Raw genomic sequence first — 19,093 nt, forward strand, 5'->3', positions numbered from 1 at the left:
CCAATGCACCACTTTTCTTGCAACCGCAGTGGGAATTCTCCCTTAAGCCCTTGAGAATCGAAGTCAGCAAGGTAAGATTAACGGTTCGAAGTCCGTCGGCCAGAGCGCCGACCCTAGACTAGTTTTTTATCTCGCTGGAGAGACAACCGAGAATGAGTGTGGCAACTATCGCTGACGTCTTAAAGGGCGTTCACGCCGTCGGTAGCGAAGTCACGGTACAGGGGTGGATCCGCACCCGCCGTGATTCCAAAGCCGGTATTTCCTTCCTGGCCGTTTACGACGGTTCCTGTTTTGATCCCATTCAGGGCGTGGTGCCCAATACCCTGAATAATTACCAGGAAGATGTGCTGCGCCTGACTGCGGGTTGTTCCGTAAAAATGACCGGTGAAGTGGTTGAGTCCCCTGGAAAAGGCCAGCAGTTTGAGATTGCGGTTACCGGCGTTGAAGTCATCGGCCTGGTGGAAGATCCAGACACCTACCCAATGGCGGCCAAACGCCACTCCATCGAGTACCTGCGTGAAGTGGCTCACCTGCGCCCCCGTACCAACCTGATTGGCGCGGTAATGCGAGTGCGTAACTGCCTGTCTCAGGCCATTCACCGCTTCTACCACGAGCAGGGATTCCTGTGGGCCTCGACCCCGATTCTGACCGCCTCCGACTGTGAAGGTGCCGGTGAGATGTTCCGGGTGTCGACGCTGGACATGAACAACCTGCCTCGCACCGACAAGGGTGACGTGGACTACGACAAGGATTTCTTCGGCAAAGAGACCTTCCTGACCGTATCTGGCCAGTTGAATGCCGAAACCTACGCCTGCGCCCTGTCAAAGGTGTACACCTTCGGACCGACTTTCCGTGCCGAAAACTCCAACACCAGTCGTCACCTGGCCGAGTTCTGGATGGTGGAGCCTGAAGTGGCTTTCGCCGACCTGGAAGACGCCGCCAAGCTGGCCGAAGATATGCTGAAGTACTGCTTCAATGCAGTACTGGAAGAGCGTATGGACGATCTGAAGTTCTTTGAGCAACGGGTGAACAAAGAGGTGATCACCCGCCTGCAGGACTTCGTCAAGGCCGATTTCGCTCAGGTGGATTACACCGACGCCATTCAGATCCTCAAGGACTGTGGTAAGAAGTTCGAGTTCGACGTGGAGTGGGGCATCGACATGTCCTCCGAACACGAACGCTACCTGGCGGAAGAGCACTTCAAGGCCCCGGTGGTTGTGAAGAACTACCCGAAAGACATCAAAGCCTTCTACATGCGCATGAACGACGACGGCAAAACCGTGGCCGCCATGGACGTTCTGGCTCCGGGAATTGGCGAGATCATCGGTGGCTCTCAGCGTGAAGAGCGCCTGGACGTTCTGGACAAGCGTATGGAAGAGATGGGCTTGCCTAAAGACGAGATGTACTGGTACCGCGACCTGCGTCGTTACGGCACCGTGCCTCACGCCGGCTTTGGCCTGGGCTTCGAACGACTGGTGAGCTACGTCTCCGGCGTGGCCAACATTCGCGACGTGATTCCTTTCCCTCGCGCCCCTCGCAGTGCCAACTTCTAAGTTGCCACGCGGCCAAAGATGAAAAAACCAGCCGATTGGCTGGTTTTTTTTGTTCGACACCCGGTGCTACTGAGTGCCACTGGCCACCTTGAGGTAAACCCATGCAAACAACGCCGCAAACAGCAATGCCGTTGCAAGCAGCTTTACCCATAACCACCTCATCCTTCCCAGCCTCCGCTGCAGTTCCTGATTGAAGTCAGCCTACCACATCGACAGCGACAGTAAGTGTTGCGGTATCACCCACACCGCGGCCCCGTCCAGTTACACTTGATTACAGATCCGCTAACAATGGCCTTTCCGTTTCGCAACCCTTTCCGGTATGGTATCCGCTGACCCTCTGTGGGTAACACAGAAAACCAACACAATAATAACGAATCAACCACCCGCCTCCGCGGTTCTTCCGGCGGGTGCTGCAACCAGCAAATTTCAAAAGGACGAAATCATGCTTCGACAAACTCTGGTGGCTTCGGCGATCCTGTTTTCTTTAGCCGCCTGCTCCTCCATGGAAACCAACCAAGACGTGACTTCCCAGACTCAGGCAGTGGCCCAGTTGGCCGACAGTAACCCACTGAAGCACAAAAGCACCCTGCAATACCAGGCTCCGGATTTCAGTGTTATCGACGACAGCCACTTCAAACCCGCCTTTGAAGCCGGCATGGCCAGCCACATGGCCGAAATTAATGCCATCGCCAATAACCCGGAAGCGCCAACGTTCGACAACACCATTGTTGCCATGGAGCGCAGCGGCGATCTGCTGAATCGCACCGCCAGTGTATTTTACAACCTGGTCGGCTCCACCGGTAACGATGCCCGCCAGGCACTGCAGACCGAAATGAGCCCCAAGCTGTCCGAGCACCAGGACAACGTCTACCTCAACAGCAAGCTGTTTAAGCGAGTGGAAGCGGTCTATAACCAGCGAAATGAACTGAATCTGAACCCAGAGCAGATGCGCCTGGTTGAGATCAGCTACGACGGCTTTGTGCTGGCCGGCGCCAAGCTCAGCGATGAGCAGAAGACTCAGGTTCGAGCACTCAACAAACGCCTGTCGGAACTGACCAACACCTTTGGCCAGAACCTGCTGAACGCCAGCCAGGACGCCGCCATTCTGGTTGATGATGTTAACCGTCTCGACGGCATGGCTCAGTCTGACATTCAAGCCGCCAAGCTGGCCGCCGACAAAGCCGGCAAATCCGGTTACCTGTTGACCCTGACCAACACCACCCGTCAGAGTGCGTTGGCAACACTGAACGACCGCGACCTGCGTGAACAGTTGTGGCGTGCGTCTGCGTACCGTGCCACCAGCGGCAAGACCGACAACCGCCCAGTGCTGCTGGAGATGGTGAAACTGCGGGCCGAGAAAGCCAAACTGTTTGGCTACGACAACTGGGCCGAGTACCAGCTGCAAACCAACATGGCCAAATCCCCCACCGAAGTGATGGACCTGCTGGGCTCCATGGCACCGAAAGTGGTAGCCAACGCCAGCAAGGAAGCCGCCGACATTCAAGCCATGGCCAGTAAAGATCACCCGGGCTTTGAAGTGAAGCCCTGGGACTGGCTCTACTACGCCGAGAAAGTGCGCCAGCAAAAATTCAACCTGGATCCGGCCGAAGTGTCTCAGTACTTCGAGTTCAACCGGGTACTGGAAGACGGCGTGTTCTTCACCATGGATCGCCTGTTCGGCATCAGCCTGAAGCCGCGCCCGGATCTGCCGGTTTATCACCCGGACGTTAAGGTGTACGAGATCTTCGATAAGGACGGCAGCAGTATCGGCCTGTTCTATGCGGATTACTTCGCCCGCGAAGGCAAGCGTGGTGGCGCCTGGATGAATGTGTTCACCGGCCAGTCGCACATGAACGGCACCAAGCCCACCATCATCAACGTCATGAACATCAACAAGGCACCGGAAGGTCAGCCGCAACTGGTGAACTGGGACGAAGTCACCACCATGTTCCATGAGTTCGGTCATGGCGTTCACGGCCTGTTCTCCGACGTCTACTACCCGAGCCTGGCAGGCACCAACGTCTCCCGCGACTTCGTTGAATTCCCGTCCACCTTCCAGGAAGACTGGGCCGCCAATCCGGAAGTGATTGCCAACTACGCCAAGCACTACCAGACCGGTGAAGCCATTCCTGCACCGCTGCTGAAAAAAGTGCTGGCCGCCGGTAAGTTCAACCAGGGGTACGACACCCTAGAGTACTTGTCTGCCGCCCTGGTCGACATGGAGTGGCATGCGCTGGATGTGGAGCACGCCGAAGTCGCCGATGTGGAAGCGTTTGAAGCCGCCGCGCTGAAAAAACACGGCGTCGATGTGGCAGCCATTCCACCTCGTTACAAATCCACCTATTTCGCCCACATCTTTGCCGGTGGCTATTCCGCAGGCTACTACGCCTACATGTGGAGTGAAATCCTGGCAGCGGATGCCTTTGCCTACATCCGCGACCACGGTGGCCTGACCCGTGAGCAGGGTCAGCACTTCCGCGACACCATCCTGTCCAAAGGCAACAGCCAGGACCTGATGAAAACCTACGTCGGCTTTAAGGGCGAGAAACCCAGCACAGAAGCTCTGCTGCAGCGCCGCGGCATCTCTCTGGCTAAGTAAGCGGTCACCCCCTAACAAACCGGCCCATGTGGCCGGTTTTTTTGTGGCTGAACGTCGAGATTGTGCATCGGGGTTTTGCCCAGGTTCAGGCACCTCTGCTATTCTGGGCCGCACAGGGTCACGGTCGACCCCATAACGGAGGAACTTTTAATGATTGTAATCACCCCCAACCGGGCAGCGGTTTCCTAACCACAGACTCCCTTGCCCGGACACGTTCCGGGGCACACGCCCCCGATTTCTCTAAAATCATGACGCCATGGCGTCAGGGGTACCATTATCATGAACCAAACACTGTCTTTGTCCCAACTGGGATGGCGACCCTATTTCCAACAACAACTGACTCTCGAAGAGCTGGAATGGCTGACACCGGTGCGCATCAGCAGCCACCACCGCAGCCAGGTTACGGCACTGGGAGAGCACGGTGAGCTGACCTTACCACTATCGGCGCAGGGAGACCCCCTCACCGTCGGCGACTGGGTGCTGATTGATCCCCAGCACCGCATACAGCGACGGCTGAACCGGCAATCCCGGTTTCAGCGCCGAGCGCCCGGCAGCAAACTTGAGACGCAATTGATCGCCGCCAACATCGACACGGTGTTTGTGGTGTGTTCGCTCAATCACGACTTTAACCTGAATCGCATCGAACGGTTTCTGGCCCTGGCGAATGACGCCAATGTCCAACCTGTGGTGGTGCTCACCAAGGCGGATCTCTGTTCAGAGGTTCAGTTGCACCTGGCTCAGGTACAGCAACTGGATCCACTGCTGATGGTCGAGGCGATCAATGCGCTGGCACCCGACCACCTGGCTCGATTGAGCAGTTGGTGCGGTCAAGGTCAAAGCGTGGCACTGCTGGGTTCATCCGGGGTTGGTAAGTCCACCATCATCAATGGCTTGTTGCAACATCAGGGGCAACAGACTGGCACCATTCGCGAACAGGACAGCAAGGGGCGGCACACCACCACCCGTCGCTCGCTGCACTTGATGAGCCAGGGTGGCCTGCTGATGGATACCCCGGGCATGCGAGAGCTGCAGATCAGCGATTGCGAGCAAGGGGTTAACGACACCTTTGCCGATCTGCACTCTCTGGCTCGAGACTGCCGCTTTAGCGACTGCCAACATCAGCAAGAACCCGGATGCGCGGTTCAGGCCGCCATTGCCGGCGGAGAACTGCCGCTGCGGCGACTGAAAAGCTATCAGAAACTGATGCGCGAACAGGCTCTCAATGGCGCGACGTTGGCGCAAAAGCGGGCTAAGGACAAAGCGTTAGGAAAGTACTACCAGCGCGTTCAATCGGCGAGCCGACAACAAAAGAAAGGCTATTGAGCCTGGGGATCGCCACGACGATCCCGTCAACAAAGAGCCGCCCAATGGGCGGCTCTGTTTGACCTTAATAGTAGTTGAGGTACTTCTTAGCGTACTTGCGCAACTTCTTGTTCGGTGCCGAAGCCGCAATCTCTTCAACCACCGGCCGATAGGCACTCTCTGCCGAACCTGCCAGGGCCTTGGCCATCCAGGCGTAAGTGTCGATGGTCAGCTTACCATCGTCCATCTCCGGTACCCGACGCTGCAACTGCTGCGCCAGAGTCTGCAGCAGGTAATCCGGATACAGGTGTTCAAAATGCACCCGCTTGGCGGCGATGCGCTGCAACTCCAGCTCATCACTCTTCATCATGTTCGCCAGCCGGTTTACCTTCAGCGGTTGCGTCGGATCAAAACCGGAAACATCATTGATAATGGGATTCCACTTCTGATGCTGAGTCAGCAGGGTCAGCCCCTGCTTAGCGTATTTACGCAACTTTTTCGGATACGGCTTCTGACTGTACTTCTCCAGCAGCGGCCGGTATTTGTCGTTACCGGAAAAGCCCAGCGCCTTGAGTAGCCAGGCACCATGTTCTTGATTAGCCTTTGAGTTTGACTCGGACGTTACTCGCTCCAGTTGCTCAGCGACGCTGTCGAACAACACCTCGTCACCGAGCCCGGCCCACTCCAGGCTGCCCGCCGCCTGAATCTGCTGCTGGCGATTGCCGGAATCAAACTGCGCCTGGTAGTAGGCCAGGTCAAACTCCTCGGCCGCCAGCAGTGGGCTCAGCAGCAGCACCATCAACCCCAGCCATTTCCCCAATCTGTTCATGCTTATCTCCGATTTGATTGCATCTACTGCGCACAGGGTAAACCAAAGCCAGCCCGAGTTGCATGGGAATACCGAAACATAATGTTCCAAATCAATAATTTCGACAGCCTTAACGGCTTAATGTACGATGTTCACCACAGTCACTGCCGATACCAATTCGAGATGGCCCCTGCACGTTCGTTGACACTGTTACTACTGATATTCTGGCTGCCGTTGTCGGCCACTGCGGTGCCCGCTCTGTGGCTCAGCGGCGGCTATGGCCCCCAGCCTGGAGACCGCCACCAGAGTAACAGCGCCATTGGCCTCGATTGGGTACCCTACCACTACGCCCGTTCGAACCGTCAATGGCTCTCAGTCGGCGCCTCGGTCGCAAGGCTGCACGCCCATGGCCAGCAAGGCAATGAGGCCTTATGGGCCCTGTCGCTGTTTCCACAGCTGACCTTGAACGGTCCTCTATGGGGCAATCATCAGGCATTTTTCCAGGTTCGGGCCCTGGGGCCCACCTACCTGTCCGACACCTCTCTGGGCAGTCGCCATCAGGCCAACCACTTCGCCTTTCAGGCCCAGATTCTCGCCGGAATCCATTTCGGCACACGGCAACAACACGCCGTCGCCATTGCCTACCGGCACTATTCCAACGCTAACCTTAACCAACCCAATGACGGACTGGATGTTCCGTTCATGCTGTCGGTTGGTCTCACTCTTTAATCAAAGGACCCAACAATGAAGAACATGCTCTGCACCGCTGCCCTGCTGGCCTCCACTGTACTGGTGGCTCCGGCCACCATGGCCCGCGATGACCTGGTTCAGTTTGATATTCAGACCGCCATGGAACATGGCAAAGAAAAGCAGGTACTCAATGACAGCATCAAGATGGTGTTTGGTGAGGAGCACCAACTGACTCCGGTGCAGGAGTTCGGCGAATTCACCTCCAATAAGAAGACCAATGCCTTTGCCAAGTCGGATCAGACCGCCTGCAACTGGGCATTTTTGTCGGCGGTGAAATCCCTGCAGGAGCGAGCCGTCAAAAGCGGTGGCAATGCGGTGATCAACATCCGCTCCTACTACAAGAAAAATGACTTCCGCTCCGCCACCGAGTTTCAGTGTGGTGCCGGCACCATTATGGCCGGAGTCACCTTAGTGGGTGACGTGGTCAAACTGTAACACGCCCGGCGGGTGCCGGACGGTGCCCGCTTTGCCTACAAGATGTATTCCCACAGCGGTCCGCGTTTGCCGGCGGCGCGCAACATCGAAATGCTGTCACTTTGATCTTCATCCGGCAGCACCCAGCGCTGTTTCACCCCATGCAGTTGTTGCTGCAACACCGATTCATCAAACTCCGGGCTCAAATAGTAGCGCGGATGCAGTAGGTCGTCCCCGGGCTTAAGCTCTCCCGCCGCCAGCATCTGTTGCTGCAACAGGGTATCCGGATACACCCGCATGCCATAGAAGGGAAACAGCACCGTCGACGGCAATCGCTCGGCGTTGGCGATGGTGTCACTCAATGTCTGCCGAGTCTCGCCCCAGCCTCCCAGAATCAGAAAATGAGCCTGGTGAATGCCCAGATCTGCGGCCACTTCGGCGGTCTTCAATACCTGTTTAAACCGAAACGGCTTGCCGTAGCTGGCCAGGGTCTGATCCGACATCGCCTCGGTGCCAAACTCCAGGTGGGTCAACCCCGCCTGCTGATACAACGCCAGTTGTTGCCGACTGAGACGATGGGGGGCAAAGTAGGCCCCCCAACGGGTCGGCAGCCCCTCTTTAATCAGGGCACGGGCCAGAGCCTCGTTAAACTGCGGTTCGAGATTGAACACCGAATCGGTAAAGAACACATAATCGATACCATGCTGCTCCCAGGCCTGGCGCAGTGTCGATACGATCTGCTCCACCTTCAGAGTACGAACCCGGCGGCCATCGATGATCGGATAGCTGCAATAGACGCAGCGATGGGGGCAGCCCCGCTTAGTCTGAATGTTCAGCATGCCGCTGTAACGCCAATAATGCGCCACCAGATCCGGCTCAAACTCCAGAGTAGGATCGTCGATGTGATGCTGGCGCGGCGTCAGGCGACAACCTTGCCCTTCAGGGATCACCAGCCCGCCGATGCCGGACACCGCACCGCCCCGCTCCAGCCCTTGCAGCAGTTGCAACAGGGTCTGCTCTCCTTCGCCAACAATGCCGTAGTCGGCCCCAAGGGCCTTGAGAATCCGCTCGGGAAACAGCGAATAGCCCGCCCCGCCCAGAATCACCGGTGCCCGGGTTCCACCGCGAATGGCGGCGACCACCTGAGCGTAGCCGTCGATGAAACTGCGCTGCTGTGTCAGGTCCACATCATCGACATTACGCAGTGATACCGCCACATAATCCGGTGCCAGCGCCGCCACGCGCTGCTGCAGCTCGGCTTCATTGAGCTGGTTCATGTCCAGCAGGGTAACGGTCAACTCGGGCCACTCACGGTTGAGGTAGCTTTTCAGGTAACTCAACCCCAAGGGGTAGACAGGGTAAGGGTTGGTAAATCGATTGGCGGATACCAGAAGCAGATGGGGCACAACAAAATCCCTAAATGGTGGGCAAAACCGGGGGCATAGCCCCCGGAAAAAGGTGGGTCAGGGGCGTTTGAATATCAGAGACGTATTGATGCCACCGAAGGCAAAATTATTAGACATCACCGCCTGGCACTGAATGTCACGGCCGCTGCCGGTGATGTAATCCAGATCACCACATTCGGGATCCAGTTGCTCCAGGTTGATGGTAGGGGCGAACCAGCCATCACGCATCATCTCAATGCTCCACCAGGCCTCCAACGCACCACAGGCACCCAGGGTATGGCCGACGTAGCTTTTCAGGGAGCTGATGGCCGCTCGGCCCATCACCGCCACGGTGGCCTGAGTCTCGGCCACATCGCCGCGATCGGTGGCGGTACCGTGGGCGCACACGTATCCGATGTCGGCGGCACTCATGCCGGCGTCATCCAGGGCCTGTTGCATGGCGATGGCCATGGTGTCACGATTTGGCTGGGTAACGTGCATGCCGTCGGAGTTGGTGCCAAAGCCCACCACTTCGGCGTAGATGGTGGCGCCCCTGGCCAGGGCATGCTCACGCTCCTCCAGAATCAAGGTACCGGCGCCCTCACCAATCACCAGACCATCCCGATCGCGGTCAAACGGTCTAGGGGTGCGCTCTGGGGCGTCATTGCGGGTACTGGTGGCAAACAGGGTATCAAACACCGCCGCTTCAGAGACGCACAACTCCTCGGCGCCTCCGGCCACCATCAGCGTCTGGCGGCCAGCCCGAATCGCCTCAAAAGCATAGCCAATGGCCTGGCTGCCGGAGGTGCAGGCGCTGGAGGTGGTATGGACCCGGCCCTTAATGCCGAAGAACACCCCCACGTTCACCGCGGTGGTGTGGGCCATCATCTGGATGTAGCTGGTGGCCGTCACCCCGTTCATCTCGCCGGTTTCCAGCATCCGCCCGAAAGGGATAATGGGGTCGGTAGACCCTGTGGAGGAGCCGTAGGCCACGCCCATGGCGCCGCTTTGCACCACGGGATCGTTCGCCAGCCCGGCATCTTCCAGCGCCAACTCGGTGGCTCGAGTGGCCATCAGCGACACCCGCCCCATGGAGCGCACCATCTTACGTTTGTAATGCGCCGGTTTTTCAAAGTCCATGACCGGCGCCGCCAGACGGGTATTCATCTGTGCCACCCGATCCCAGTCCGCCTGATAAACGACGGCATTCTTACCGGCACGCAGACGCGCCTGAACGCTGGCCCAATCCTGCCCCAAAGGCGAAATACCGGCCATACCGGTGACCACGACCCGCTTCACAGCATGCCTCCGTTGACCGACAGCACCTGCCGGGTAATGTAGCTGGCATCGTCGCTCATCAGGAAATCGACGGCGGCGGCCACCTCTTGGGGCTGACCGAAGCGACGCACCGGCACCATCTCTTTCAACTGAGCCTGGGGCAAGTCGTCGGTCATGTCGGTCTCGATCAACCCGGGGGCCACGCAGTTAACGGTGATTTTGCGTTTTGCCAACTCCAGCGCCAGCGCCTTAGTGGCGCCAATGATGCCCGCTTTGGCGGCGCTGTAATTGACCTGACCTCGATTGCCCGCCACGCCGGACAGCGACGACAGGGTCACAATCCGCCCCCCTTTGCGCGCTTGCACCATCGGCATCACACAGGGGTGAACCACATGGTAAAACCCGTCCAGGTTAGTGCGCAGCACCTTGTCCCAACTGGCTTCGGTCATCGCCGGGAAGGCACTGTCATCACTGATGCCGGCGTTACATACCACGCCATAATAGGCACCATGGCTTTCAATATCGGCCTCGAGTACGCTTCGACAAGCCTCGCCATCGGCCAGGTCAAATTGCACCAAACGGCACTCGGCCCCCTTTTGGCGACAGGCCTCAGCCACCGACTCGGCCGCCGCCTGGTTGCTGTGATAATGAAGCACCAGCTCCACGCCATCATTGGCCAGGCGCTCGGCAATGGCGCGGCCGATCCCCCGGCTGGCACCGGTAATGAGTATGCGTCGTGTCATCAGGGTGTTCCTAAAAATTCATTAACGTTATTGGGTTGAAAGACATTGATTTTCGCACTGGCTATGGCGATCTCATCCTGATGGATGTCACACTGAAACGACGCCATGCCGTCCGAGTCCTGATACAGCCTTTCTACCGTAATTCGATAGGGTTTTCCCAACTCAAAAGCGGGATTGTGAACCGTGTAACGACGGGTGCCCAGCAGAAAACCGATGCGCACTGGCCGACCTTGTTGATGCGCCTCGATGCCGGCCAGCGCCGCCACCGTCTGAGCCATGTACTCCATCCCGACCCACTCTGGGACCCGTTGCAGTTTGGCATCATAGAATGGCGATGTCTCACTCAGTTGCAACTGGCAACACAGCCGGTTGTCCTGATGACACACCAGTTCATCAATAAGGATCATCGGCTCATCATGCGGCAGGTACGCCGCCAGAGGGTGACTCATCAATTACCTCTCACAAGAAAAAATCAGGGCGATGTTACTGCCGCCAAACGCAAAAGAGTTGCTCAACAAATAGGCACCAGAGCGCGGCAACCGGTGAGATTCCTGGGCCAGCGACACCGGAGCCAGGGCACTGTCCCACTCCCCCCACAGTCGCTGCGGAGGCAGTTTGAGTTCGCTATTGCTGTCACTGAGCAACGCCCAGCACATGGCGGCTTCTAATGCGCCGGCGGCACCCAGTGTATGGCCGGTCATCCCTTTGGTGCTGCTGACTGGCACCCGATCACCAAATATTCGAAACACCGCATCGCACTCCATGGCATCATTGAGCGGCGTGCCGGTACCATGAAGGTTGATGTAGCTGATGGCCTGCGGAGAGATCCGTGCCATGGCCAGCGCAGCGCGCATCGCCGCTTCGGCGCCGTGTCCCTGTGGGTGGGGGGCCGACACATGATGCGCATCGCTGCTCTCACCCGCGCCGCACAGGCGCACACCACCGGCTTCCCGAGTCATCACAAACAATACCGACGCCTCGCCGATATTGATGCCATCACGCCCCTGGGTCAGGGGGGCCCCCTGCCCCTTTGAGTAAGACTCCAGGGCATCGAAGCCATTGATGGTCAGCCTGCACAGGCTGTCACTGCCACCACAGATCACCGCGTCCACCTTGCCTTGCTGCAGCAGTCTGGCGGCCGCCGCCAGCGCTTTGGCCGCCGAGGAGCACGCCGTTGAAATGGTGTAGGCAATGCCTGGCAGGTTAAACCGCTCGGCCACAAACAGGGCACAGGTCCCCATCTCCTGTTTACGATAGTCATAGCTGCGCGCCTCGGGCGCCCGGTCATCATCGGCCCACAACGTGTTCTCATAGGCCTCGATGCCCGACGTTGAGGTGCCCAGAATCACCGCCAGCCGATCACGGCCATAGCGGTTGACGGCCTCCTGAACCTGGCCATCGATCTGCTCACAGCAATTGGCCAACATTCGGTTGTTGCGACAATCCCAATGAGCCAGCGATTCCGGCAACGGCTGGCTTAGGGCAGCGGCCTGCCCCACGACGGTAGCACGGTTCAGATGGAAGGCGTCGCTGCTGGCAATGGCACCGGCCTCGGCGGCAAGGATTCCCCGCAACAACTGCTCGGGAGTCTTGCCCAAAGGGCTGAATACCCCCGGTTGCCCCAGTTTTACCCCGTTCATAATGACTCCTGGATCAGGGTGCTAAGGGTCATGCTAACCCCGTACAGATGGTGTTCAAACCGGCGCTGATCCGCCGGCCCGGTGATGGTCACCAGCGGCACGCCTTCGCTGCTGAGTTGGCGGCAATTCAGACCGTCGCACTGCGACGTTAATTGAGCCGGTCCATTCAGGCGCGATGCCAACTCGGCCAGTGGCCGCTCCGACAGTTGCACCATCGCCAGCAACCAGGCCGGATCTAACCCTCCAGGCAACCCGTGAACCTCGGACTCAAGCTGGTTGTCACTCCACTGAATCACCAGACTGATCTGCCCCAGCCCACCGGTGGCGGCCAGCACTCGCCGGCCAGGCAGACGCTCATCCACGCCCTGCAACGCCAATGCCGGCAGCGTTGGATCGTCAAACGCCAACTGCACCCGCTGCACAACCCGCGTCGGGGCAATGTCGGTTGCCGCCGGCAACAGGCAGTAAGACACCGACGGACTCAAGCGGGCACACTCGCCGCCCGGTAATCGCATCGCACACCCGGATAACGCCAACAGCAACACCAGACTCAACCACCGCATCACTGGCATACCTCTACCAGGGCCGCCAACCGCCGGGCACTGTCCTTCACAAAGGGGTTATCTCGGTCCCAGGCGTAACCAGCCAGGATTGAGCACACCATCTGCCGAATCTTAGGGTTGGCGTTTTCATGGAACACCACGCTCTGAAAGCGGCCGTCGTACCAGGCTTTGACGTAGGTTTTAAAGGTGTCCACCCCCTCCTGAAGCGGGCGGCTGTACTCCTGCTGCCAGTCCACCGCTTGCCCCTGAAGTTGCCGATGCAAAACGTCGGCAGCCAGCACCGCCGATTTCATGGCAATGGTGACGCCGGAGGAAAACACCGGATCGAGAAACTCGCCGGCGTTGCCCAGCAGGGCAAAGCGAGGCCCCGCCAGACGACTGACGTTGGCTGAATAGCCTTGCAACTGATTGACCGGCTGATCGAAACGGGCATCAGCCAACACCGCCGCCAGGCTGGGAGTATCGGCAACCCAGCGCTTCAGCGTCTCGGCGCAGTCCTGATCCTCCTGCCCGTCAAAATACTCTGCCGATGCCACCACTCCTAACGACGCCCTGCCATCGGAAAAGGGGATCAGCCAAAACCACACATCTTCATAGTCCGGATGGACGGTGATCAGAATTTTGTTGCGATCGAAACCGCCCTGGGCGCGATCTTCGATATGGGTAAACAGCGCCTTGCGGTTGGGAAAATCCGACGGCGACTCCAGTGATAACAATCTGGGCAACACTCGGGCAAACCCGGACGCATCCAGCACAAACTGACAATCGATTCGGTAATGACCACCGTCGTCGGTCTCCACCTCCAGCACGGCTCCGTGCTCCTGCATCTGCACCGATGTCAGTGAGTGGCCGTAACGAATCTCCACGCCCTGAGCGGCGGCCCCGTCCGCCAGCAGTTGATCAAACCTGCCCCGTTGCACCTGATAGGTGGTGCCAGGGCCCGGAGAGAATTTATCGGTAAAATCAAACTCCGCATAACGTTGACCACGACAAAAAGCGGCACCATTTTTAAACTGAAATCCCGCCTGCTCCACCGCCTCGGCAAGCCCAGCCTGCTGCAGGTACTCCATGCACTGGGGCAACAGGCTTTCGCCGATGGAAAAACGCGGAAAATGCGCCCGTTCCAGCACCAACACCTGATGGCCCTTGCGCTGCAACAAGGCACTGGCGACCGCACCGGAGGGACCAGCCCCGATAATCACAACGGTGCGGCTTTCTTGTTCTGTCATTTTGATTCCTTTCTAATTTGTCGTTCGACAACCGGTGCCAACACCGCTGCCGTTAATAACCCCATACTCAGGCTCTGGCCAAAGGCAGCCAGAGGCGGGGTGCTCGACAACCCCAGCATGCCAAAGGCAGCCACCGTCGACAGCACACTGAGCAAGATAGCCAGGCTGCAATGCCCCCACTCCGATTTCGGGGTCGAAGCCAGGAACAGAGTCTGATCCAATGCAATGCCCAGCATCAATAACAATCCCAGCATATGAAACAGAGTCATGGGGATGCCGGCCAGCCCCCAAACGGCCGCCACCAGCAGCATGGCCGCCACCGGTGGTAACACCACCAACAGCGCCAGTTTCCATGGATGCACACGAGAGATCAGCAGCAGCGCCATAACCAGAATCAGCAGGGTGATCGCCATCAAAGCCAGTCGATAATGGGCCATGACCCGCCCGAGATCTTCAACGCGATCCAGGTAACGAACGCCCTCCCTCTGCGCCAGCGCCTTAAGCGGTGCCACATTCTGCACTCCGGTCAGCAGCACCACGCTGCGCCACCCCGACGGGCCTTCGCCCAGCCACTGCAGTTTCAGCGGCGAGTTTCCAGGCTGGGCCAGCCATTGCGCCGGCGTCAGCACCGGCGCCTCGGCCAATTGCTGACTCAGGCCCGGCATGAACCCGGCCGCGAAACCGAGTTGCTGCAGCCCCTGGGCCAGTGACGGTGAAGCGTAAGCCCGGGCCAGCACCTGACGGCTGGCCTGTTGCCGGGCCAGCGATGGCAGGGTATCGGTCAGCAACGATGCGCCCTGCAACTGCTGCGAGGCGATCAAGGCCTGTAGCGGCGCTCGCAACGACTCTTCCAGTTGCAACAAGTGCTGCTCACTGTCGGCGCTCAGCAACAACATTCGGTGCTGCTCCGGCAGTGGCAACAACTGATTCAGGTGACGCTGCTGTTGCAGCAGCGATTCCGAGCTCTGCTGGAAATGACGCACGTCATCGTCGAAGCTCAAGCGCCCTAAGCCGAACAGGGTCACCAGTGTGAGCAACAACCACAGCCAGGGCGAACGGGTTAAGCGAGCGCCCAGCTGTGACCCGCGAGCGGCGACTCTGACACAGTAAGGATCGGCCGAAGGCTTGATAAACCCCATGACTGGCATCCACTGCACGGTCAAGAACGCCCACAGCAATCCGGCAATGGAAAACACCGCCATCTGCTTAAGCCCGGGAAACGGCATAAAAATCATCACCAGATACGCCAGGCAGGAACTCAGCAGCGCCAGCAGCATCGGCAACCTCAGGGCACGAGCCGACCGGCGGGCACTGTCACCAGGCTGGCAACTGAGGTGCAAGGTATAGTCCACCGCCACGCCCACCAAGGTGGTACCAAACACCAAGGTAATGGCATGAAGTTGCCCCAGCACCAGCAAACAGGCCGAAGCCCCCACCAGCAGGGCACTGCCAATGACCAGCAACAGCCAACCCAGCGGTGCCAGGCGCCGGAATACCACCAGGGTAAACAGCACCACCAACAGCAGCGAAGCGGAGCCAAGCCAGGTCATCTCCCGCTTGGCCTGAGTCGTGGCTTCGGCGGCGTGAAACACCACCCCCGCCCGAGTCAGAGTCACCTCGGGCCACTGTTCGGCCTCACCCTCGATGGCCTGCAGTAACCGCTGCTGTGCCCCGGGTTCAAACGCGGACTGCTGCAGTTGCCATTGAGTCAGCAGCAGTTGTCGCTGCTTCCAACTGCGGCTCAACCCCCGCGCCTCGGGCTGCCAACCCTCAACCCCCTGTGCCAGGGATTGCAGGTAGTCGGGGAACAGCAGCAAAGGGTCGCCCGCAATCAAGCCGGCGGCCGGGGTCACTCCCGGCGTCGACAAGGCGCGATACAGGCGGCTAAGCCACTGTTGTGGTTCCTGTTGTTGCAGCTCTCGCTGCTGGTCCGCCGTCAACAATCCAAACCGGTAGGGATAAAGAAACTGCCCCAACGATGCCATTCCGGACTCGGACGCCGATTGCAACACCGCACCACTGTGGCTCAGTCGTTGGCCGAGGCTGTCCGCCATGGCCGCAGCCATGTCACTGTCCGGGGCATCCAGCAACAGAAAGAACGTCTGTCCGCCGACACTGGCAAACCGATTCACCACTTCCGAGGCCGCCTCATCCTGATCCGAGGGCAGCAACGTGGTGATGTCAGTACTCATGGCCGGCCAGGAAAACCCCAACCGAACGGCGGTAACCAGCAGCAACAACAGCAACACTGCCAACCAGCCAGCTATCCCTTGCGCCGGTGTCCAGCGGCGAACCGAATCAGAATTGGGCAAGCTCGCTCTCCAGCAGGGGCCCATCCTGGCGATCGCCGAACCGGATCACCGTTGGCTGGCCAGCAGAATCCGTCAGGGTCAAGGTGCCGATGGCCTGATGTTCGCCGGTCAGTTCAATCTGCCGGAACAAGGTGGATAACAGGCTGTCCGTCGGGGTCAGGTGCAGTTGCCAGGCGTCCAGATCGCCGCTGGCGTGCATCTCAAAATGGCGCGCCAGGGCATCGATATCGCCCCGCATCAGGGCGGTCATCACCGGCAGCATTGACGCCATTCCCGGCTGCTGCAGGCGCTCACCATCCAACACCAGCTCGCCCTGACTGATTACCATGGTCTGAGGCCAGGGCGTGTGCTGTTTCCACACCACGCCGTGATCCGGCGCGATCAGGTACTCGCCTTCACTAAGCATCGGCGCACTCAAAAACGGCAGGGTTTTACTCTGGCTGAAACTGCCCCGCACCGGCTCAGGTTGCCCCAGCGCCTGCGCCAGGATCGTCAGGTCCAGGGCCTGACAGGAAAACGCCAGCGCGGTGAGCAGCAGGATTAGGCATCGAGCCATGGCAACAACCTCTGTTTCAATACCGGCGGCGACGCCAGGCACATCTCGCCAGTGGCGCCGCTGACTGCGACCTGAACCGTCTCGCCTTTGACCAGACGGCGGCCGCTGGCGGCATCGCATACCCGATAACGAATCCGCAGCCGCTGTTCCCACTCGATAAGCTCGGCGTAAACGTGCAGCTGTTGCTCAAATTCGGTCGGCTGTGGGTAACGAATCTTAACGTCGATGATCGGCCAACGGTAGCCGGACGCTTCCATCTGTCGATAGTTGTAATCCAGCTTGTCCAGCAACTCACACCGTGCCAACTCAAAGTAGCGCAGATAGTTGCCATGCCAGGTAATGCCCATGGGATCGCAATCGTGAAACGGCACCTTTACCTCGACTCTGGCAGAGACGATTACGGCCATTGTGGTACCTCCCAACGACGTCGCTGAATGTCCGCCATTGTCTGGCGCAACGATTGCTCCAGCGGCCGGTCTTCGATCACCAGGTCGAACTCGGACGCCACCTGAGTGGTCAATTCGGCGATGCCGGTCGTCAGGGGAAGGCCGCCCTCCTGGCGTTGTCTCAAGGTCAGAGCCTGATAGGACGCCAGTAACAACGCCGCCGCCACCTGCTCGGTCAGGGTCAGCACCCGCAATGCATCGCGGGCAGAGATGGTTCCCATGCTGACCTTGTCCTGGTTATGACACTCGGTGGAGCGGCTGAAGACCGACGCGGGCATGGTCTGTTTCAGCGCTTCGGCGGTCCAGGCCGAGGCCCCAATCTGAACCGCCTTGAATCCGTGGTTGATCGCCGCACGCTCTCCGGTCGACGCCGACAGGTTTCTCGGCAGACCGTTGTTAAACTTGGTGTCGACCAGGTGCGCAAGCTGCCTGTCCATCAAGTCAGCCAGGTTGGCCACCGCATTTTTGAGGCTGTCCATGGCGAAGGCGATGTGCCCGCCATAGAAGTGGCCGCCATGAAGGATACGGCCGGCGTCGCCATCGATAATGGGGTTGTCGTTGGCGCTGTTGAGTTCGGTCTCGATGGTCTGACGGAAAAACGGCAGTGCATCGGCCAACACGCCGATAACATGAGGGGCACAGCGCAGCGAATAACGGTCCTGCAAGCGCGGCGGGTTGGGATTACCGTCATTGCCCCCGAGATCCTGATAGATCCAATCGGCAACCTGAGCCTGACCGGGATGCGGTTTGGCTTCAAACAGCAGCGGGTCGAAATGGTAAGGGTTGCCCTTCAGGGCCAGAGAGCACAGGGCGGTCAACCGGGCGCAAAGACGGGCCAGGTAGTCGGCGCGGGAATAGGCTTCGCAGGCCACCGCCGTCATCACCGCGGTGCCATTCATCAATGCCAGCCCCTCTTTGGGTCGGAGTACCAGAGGTTGCCATCCCAGTTCGGCGTAGACATCCTGAGTCTCTCGAACCTGGCCCTGGTAATAGACCTCTCGTTCGCCAACCAGCGCCGCGGCGATGTAGGACAATGGCGTCAGATCGCCACTGGCGCCGACCGACCCCTCTTCGGGAATGCGCGGAATCACGCCCTGATTGAGCATCTCCACCATCCGTTCCAGCAGCGCAATGCTGACGCCGGAACGACCGATGCACAAGGAAGCCAGACGCGCAGCCAGAATCGCTCGGCCCTGAGTCTCATCGAAACAGCGCCCCATGCCACAACCATGGAAGCGGGTCAGGTGCAGCGGCAACTCCTGAACCAGTTCGTCTGGGATGGTAACCGTGCAGGAGTCGCCATAGCCTGTGGTGACCCCGTAGATCTCACCATCTTGCTGCAACAGGGTGTCAAGCAGATCGGCACTGCGCTGCAACCGTTGCCGCACCTCGGGACTGTCGCTGAGACTGACCCGGGCTCCTGCAGCGATGGCGTTAACCTGATTGATGGTCAACGGGCCCGCACCAAATTCAATCGGGGCGGACTGGGACAGTTGGCTTAACTGCGATTCCATC

The 19,093-nt window shown here is 59.1% G+C and carries 17 protein-coding genes; 5 read left to right on the forward strand and 12 right to left on the reverse strand.

Translation table 11 applies throughout. The features are described from left to right. Positions 1 to 152 precede the first annotated feature (152 nt). The 3 genes from asnS (at position 153) to rsgA (ending at position 5,475) form a co-directional block, all read left to right on the forward strand. Positions 153 to 1,553, forward strand: coding sequence for an asparagine--tRNA ligase (asnS, locus tag H598_RS0113725; protein WP_028113510.1), 1,401 nt, complete (start codon positions 153 to 155; stop codon positions 1,551 to 1,553). Between the two features lie 442 nt (positions 1,554 to 1,995). Then, positions 1,996 to 4,152, forward strand: coding sequence for a M3 family metallopeptidase (locus H598_RS0113730; protein ID WP_028113511.1), 2,157 nt, complete (start codon positions 1,996 to 1,998; stop codon positions 4,150 to 4,152). A 279-nt stretch (positions 4,153 to 4,431) separates the two neighbouring features. Further along, entirely contained in the window at positions 4,432 to 5,475 is a 1,044-nt protein-coding gene (gene rsgA / locus H598_RS0113735) for a ribosome small subunit-dependent GTPase A (RefSeq protein WP_028113512.1), read from the forward strand. A gap of 64 nt (positions 5,476 to 5,539) precedes the next feature. Here rsgA and H598_RS0113740 read toward each other — a convergent pair whose 3' ends face one another. After that, positions 5,540 to 6,283 (reverse strand): hypothetical protein, encoded by a 744-nt coding sequence (locus H598_RS0113740; protein ID WP_028113513.1) that lies wholly within the window; start codon positions 6,281 to 6,283, stop codon positions 5,540 to 5,542. A 180-nt stretch (positions 6,284 to 6,463) separates the two neighbouring features. On the opposite strand from H598_RS0113740, the gene H598_RS0113745 reads away from it, so the two are divergent. Next, a complete protein-coding gene (locus H598_RS0113745) occupies positions 6,464 to 6,991 on the forward strand; it encodes an acyloxyacyl hydrolase (protein WP_169629280.1) in 528 nt (175 codons plus the stop codon). A 15-nt stretch (positions 6,992 to 7,006) separates the two neighbouring features. Next, positions 7,007 to 7,447: a hypothetical protein gene (locus H598_RS0113750; RefSeq protein ID WP_028113515.1), complete on the forward strand. Its 441-nt coding sequence runs from the start codon at positions 7,007 to 7,009 to the stop codon at positions 7,445 to 7,447. Positions 7,448 to 7,482: 35 nt separating this feature from the next. Here H598_RS0113750 and H598_RS0113755 read toward each other — a convergent pair whose 3' ends face one another. Genes H598_RS0113755 through H598_RS0113805 form a run of 11 tightly spaced genes read right to left on the reverse strand, consistent with a single transcriptional unit; the run spans position 7,483 to position 19,092 of the window. After that, the gene (locus H598_RS0113755; protein WP_028113516.1) at positions 7,483 to 8,832 is read right to left on the reverse strand and encodes a lipid biosynthesis B12-binding/radical SAM protein; all 1,350 of its coding nucleotides are present in this window, start codon (positions 8,830 to 8,832) and stop codon (positions 7,483 to 7,485) included. Positions 8,833 to 8,889: 57 nt separating this feature from the next. Continuing rightward, on the reverse strand, positions 8,890 to 10,110 hold the full coding sequence (locus tag H598_RS0113760) for a beta-ketoacyl-ACP synthase (protein ID WP_028113517.1): 1,221 nt from the start codon (positions 10,108 to 10,110) through the stop codon (positions 8,890 to 8,892). Beyond that, a complete protein-coding gene (locus H598_RS0113765; RefSeq protein ID WP_028113518.1) occupies positions 10,107 to 10,832 on the reverse strand; it encodes a 3-ketoacyl-ACP reductase FabG2 in 726 nt (241 codons plus the stop codon). The genes H598_RS0113760 and H598_RS0113765 overlap by 4 nt, the downstream gene beginning before the upstream one ends. After that, positions 10,832 to 11,281 carry a hotdog family protein gene (locus H598_RS0113770; RefSeq protein ID WP_051252728.1) on the reverse strand — a complete coding sequence of 150 codons (450 nt, stop codon included), beginning with the start codon at positions 11,279 to 11,281 and terminating at the stop codon, positions 10,832 to 10,834. The genes H598_RS0113765 and H598_RS0113770 overlap by 1 nt, the downstream gene beginning before the upstream one ends. A gap of 3 nt (positions 11,282 to 11,284) precedes the next feature. After that, a complete protein-coding gene (locus H598_RS0113775; protein ID WP_035415933.1) occupies positions 11,285 to 12,472 on the reverse strand; it encodes a beta-ketoacyl-ACP synthase in 1,188 nt (395 codons plus the stop codon). Next, complete coding sequence (locus tag H598_RS0113780; protein ID WP_169629282.1) at positions 12,469 to 13,035, reverse strand: DUF3261 domain-containing protein; 567 nt, start codon at positions 13,033 to 13,035, stop codon at positions 12,469 to 12,471. Before H598_RS0113780 ends, H598_RS0113775 begins: the two co-directional genes overlap by 4 nt. Then, a complete protein-coding gene (locus H598_RS0113785) occupies positions 13,035 to 14,264 on the reverse strand; it encodes an NAD(P)/FAD-dependent oxidoreductase (RefSeq protein WP_035415934.1) in 1,230 nt (409 codons plus the stop codon). The genes H598_RS0113780 and H598_RS0113785 overlap by 1 nt, the downstream gene beginning before the upstream one ends. Continuing rightward, complete coding sequence (locus H598_RS0113790; protein WP_156897053.1) at positions 14,261 to 16,576, reverse strand: MMPL family transporter; 2,316 nt, start codon at positions 16,574 to 16,576, stop codon at positions 14,261 to 14,263. Before H598_RS0113790 ends, H598_RS0113785 begins: the two co-directional genes overlap by 4 nt. Then, on the reverse strand, positions 16,563 to 17,132 hold the full coding sequence (locus H598_RS0113795; protein ID WP_028113524.1) for an outer membrane lipoprotein carrier protein LolA: 570 nt from the start codon (positions 17,130 to 17,132) through the stop codon (positions 16,563 to 16,565). The genes H598_RS0113790 and H598_RS0113795 overlap by 14 nt, the downstream gene beginning before the upstream one ends. Next, a complete protein-coding gene (locus H598_RS0113800) occupies positions 17,117 to 17,539 on the reverse strand; it encodes an acyl-CoA thioesterase (protein WP_028113525.1) in 423 nt (140 codons plus the stop codon). Before H598_RS0113800 ends, H598_RS0113795 begins: the two co-directional genes overlap by 16 nt. Next, positions 17,530 to 19,092: an HAL/PAL/TAL family ammonia-lyase gene (locus H598_RS0113805; RefSeq protein ID WP_035415936.1), complete on the reverse strand. Its 1,563-nt coding sequence runs from the start codon at positions 19,090 to 19,092 to the stop codon at positions 17,530 to 17,532. Before H598_RS0113805 ends, H598_RS0113800 begins: the two co-directional genes overlap by 10 nt. Between the last annotated feature and the right edge of the window lies 1 nt (position 19,093).

It is taken from the genome of Ferrimonas kyonanensis DSM 18153 (assembly GCF_000425405.1).
Classification (GTDB): domain Bacteria; phylum Pseudomonadota; class Gammaproteobacteria; order Enterobacterales; family Shewanellaceae; genus Ferrimonas; species Ferrimonas kyonanensis.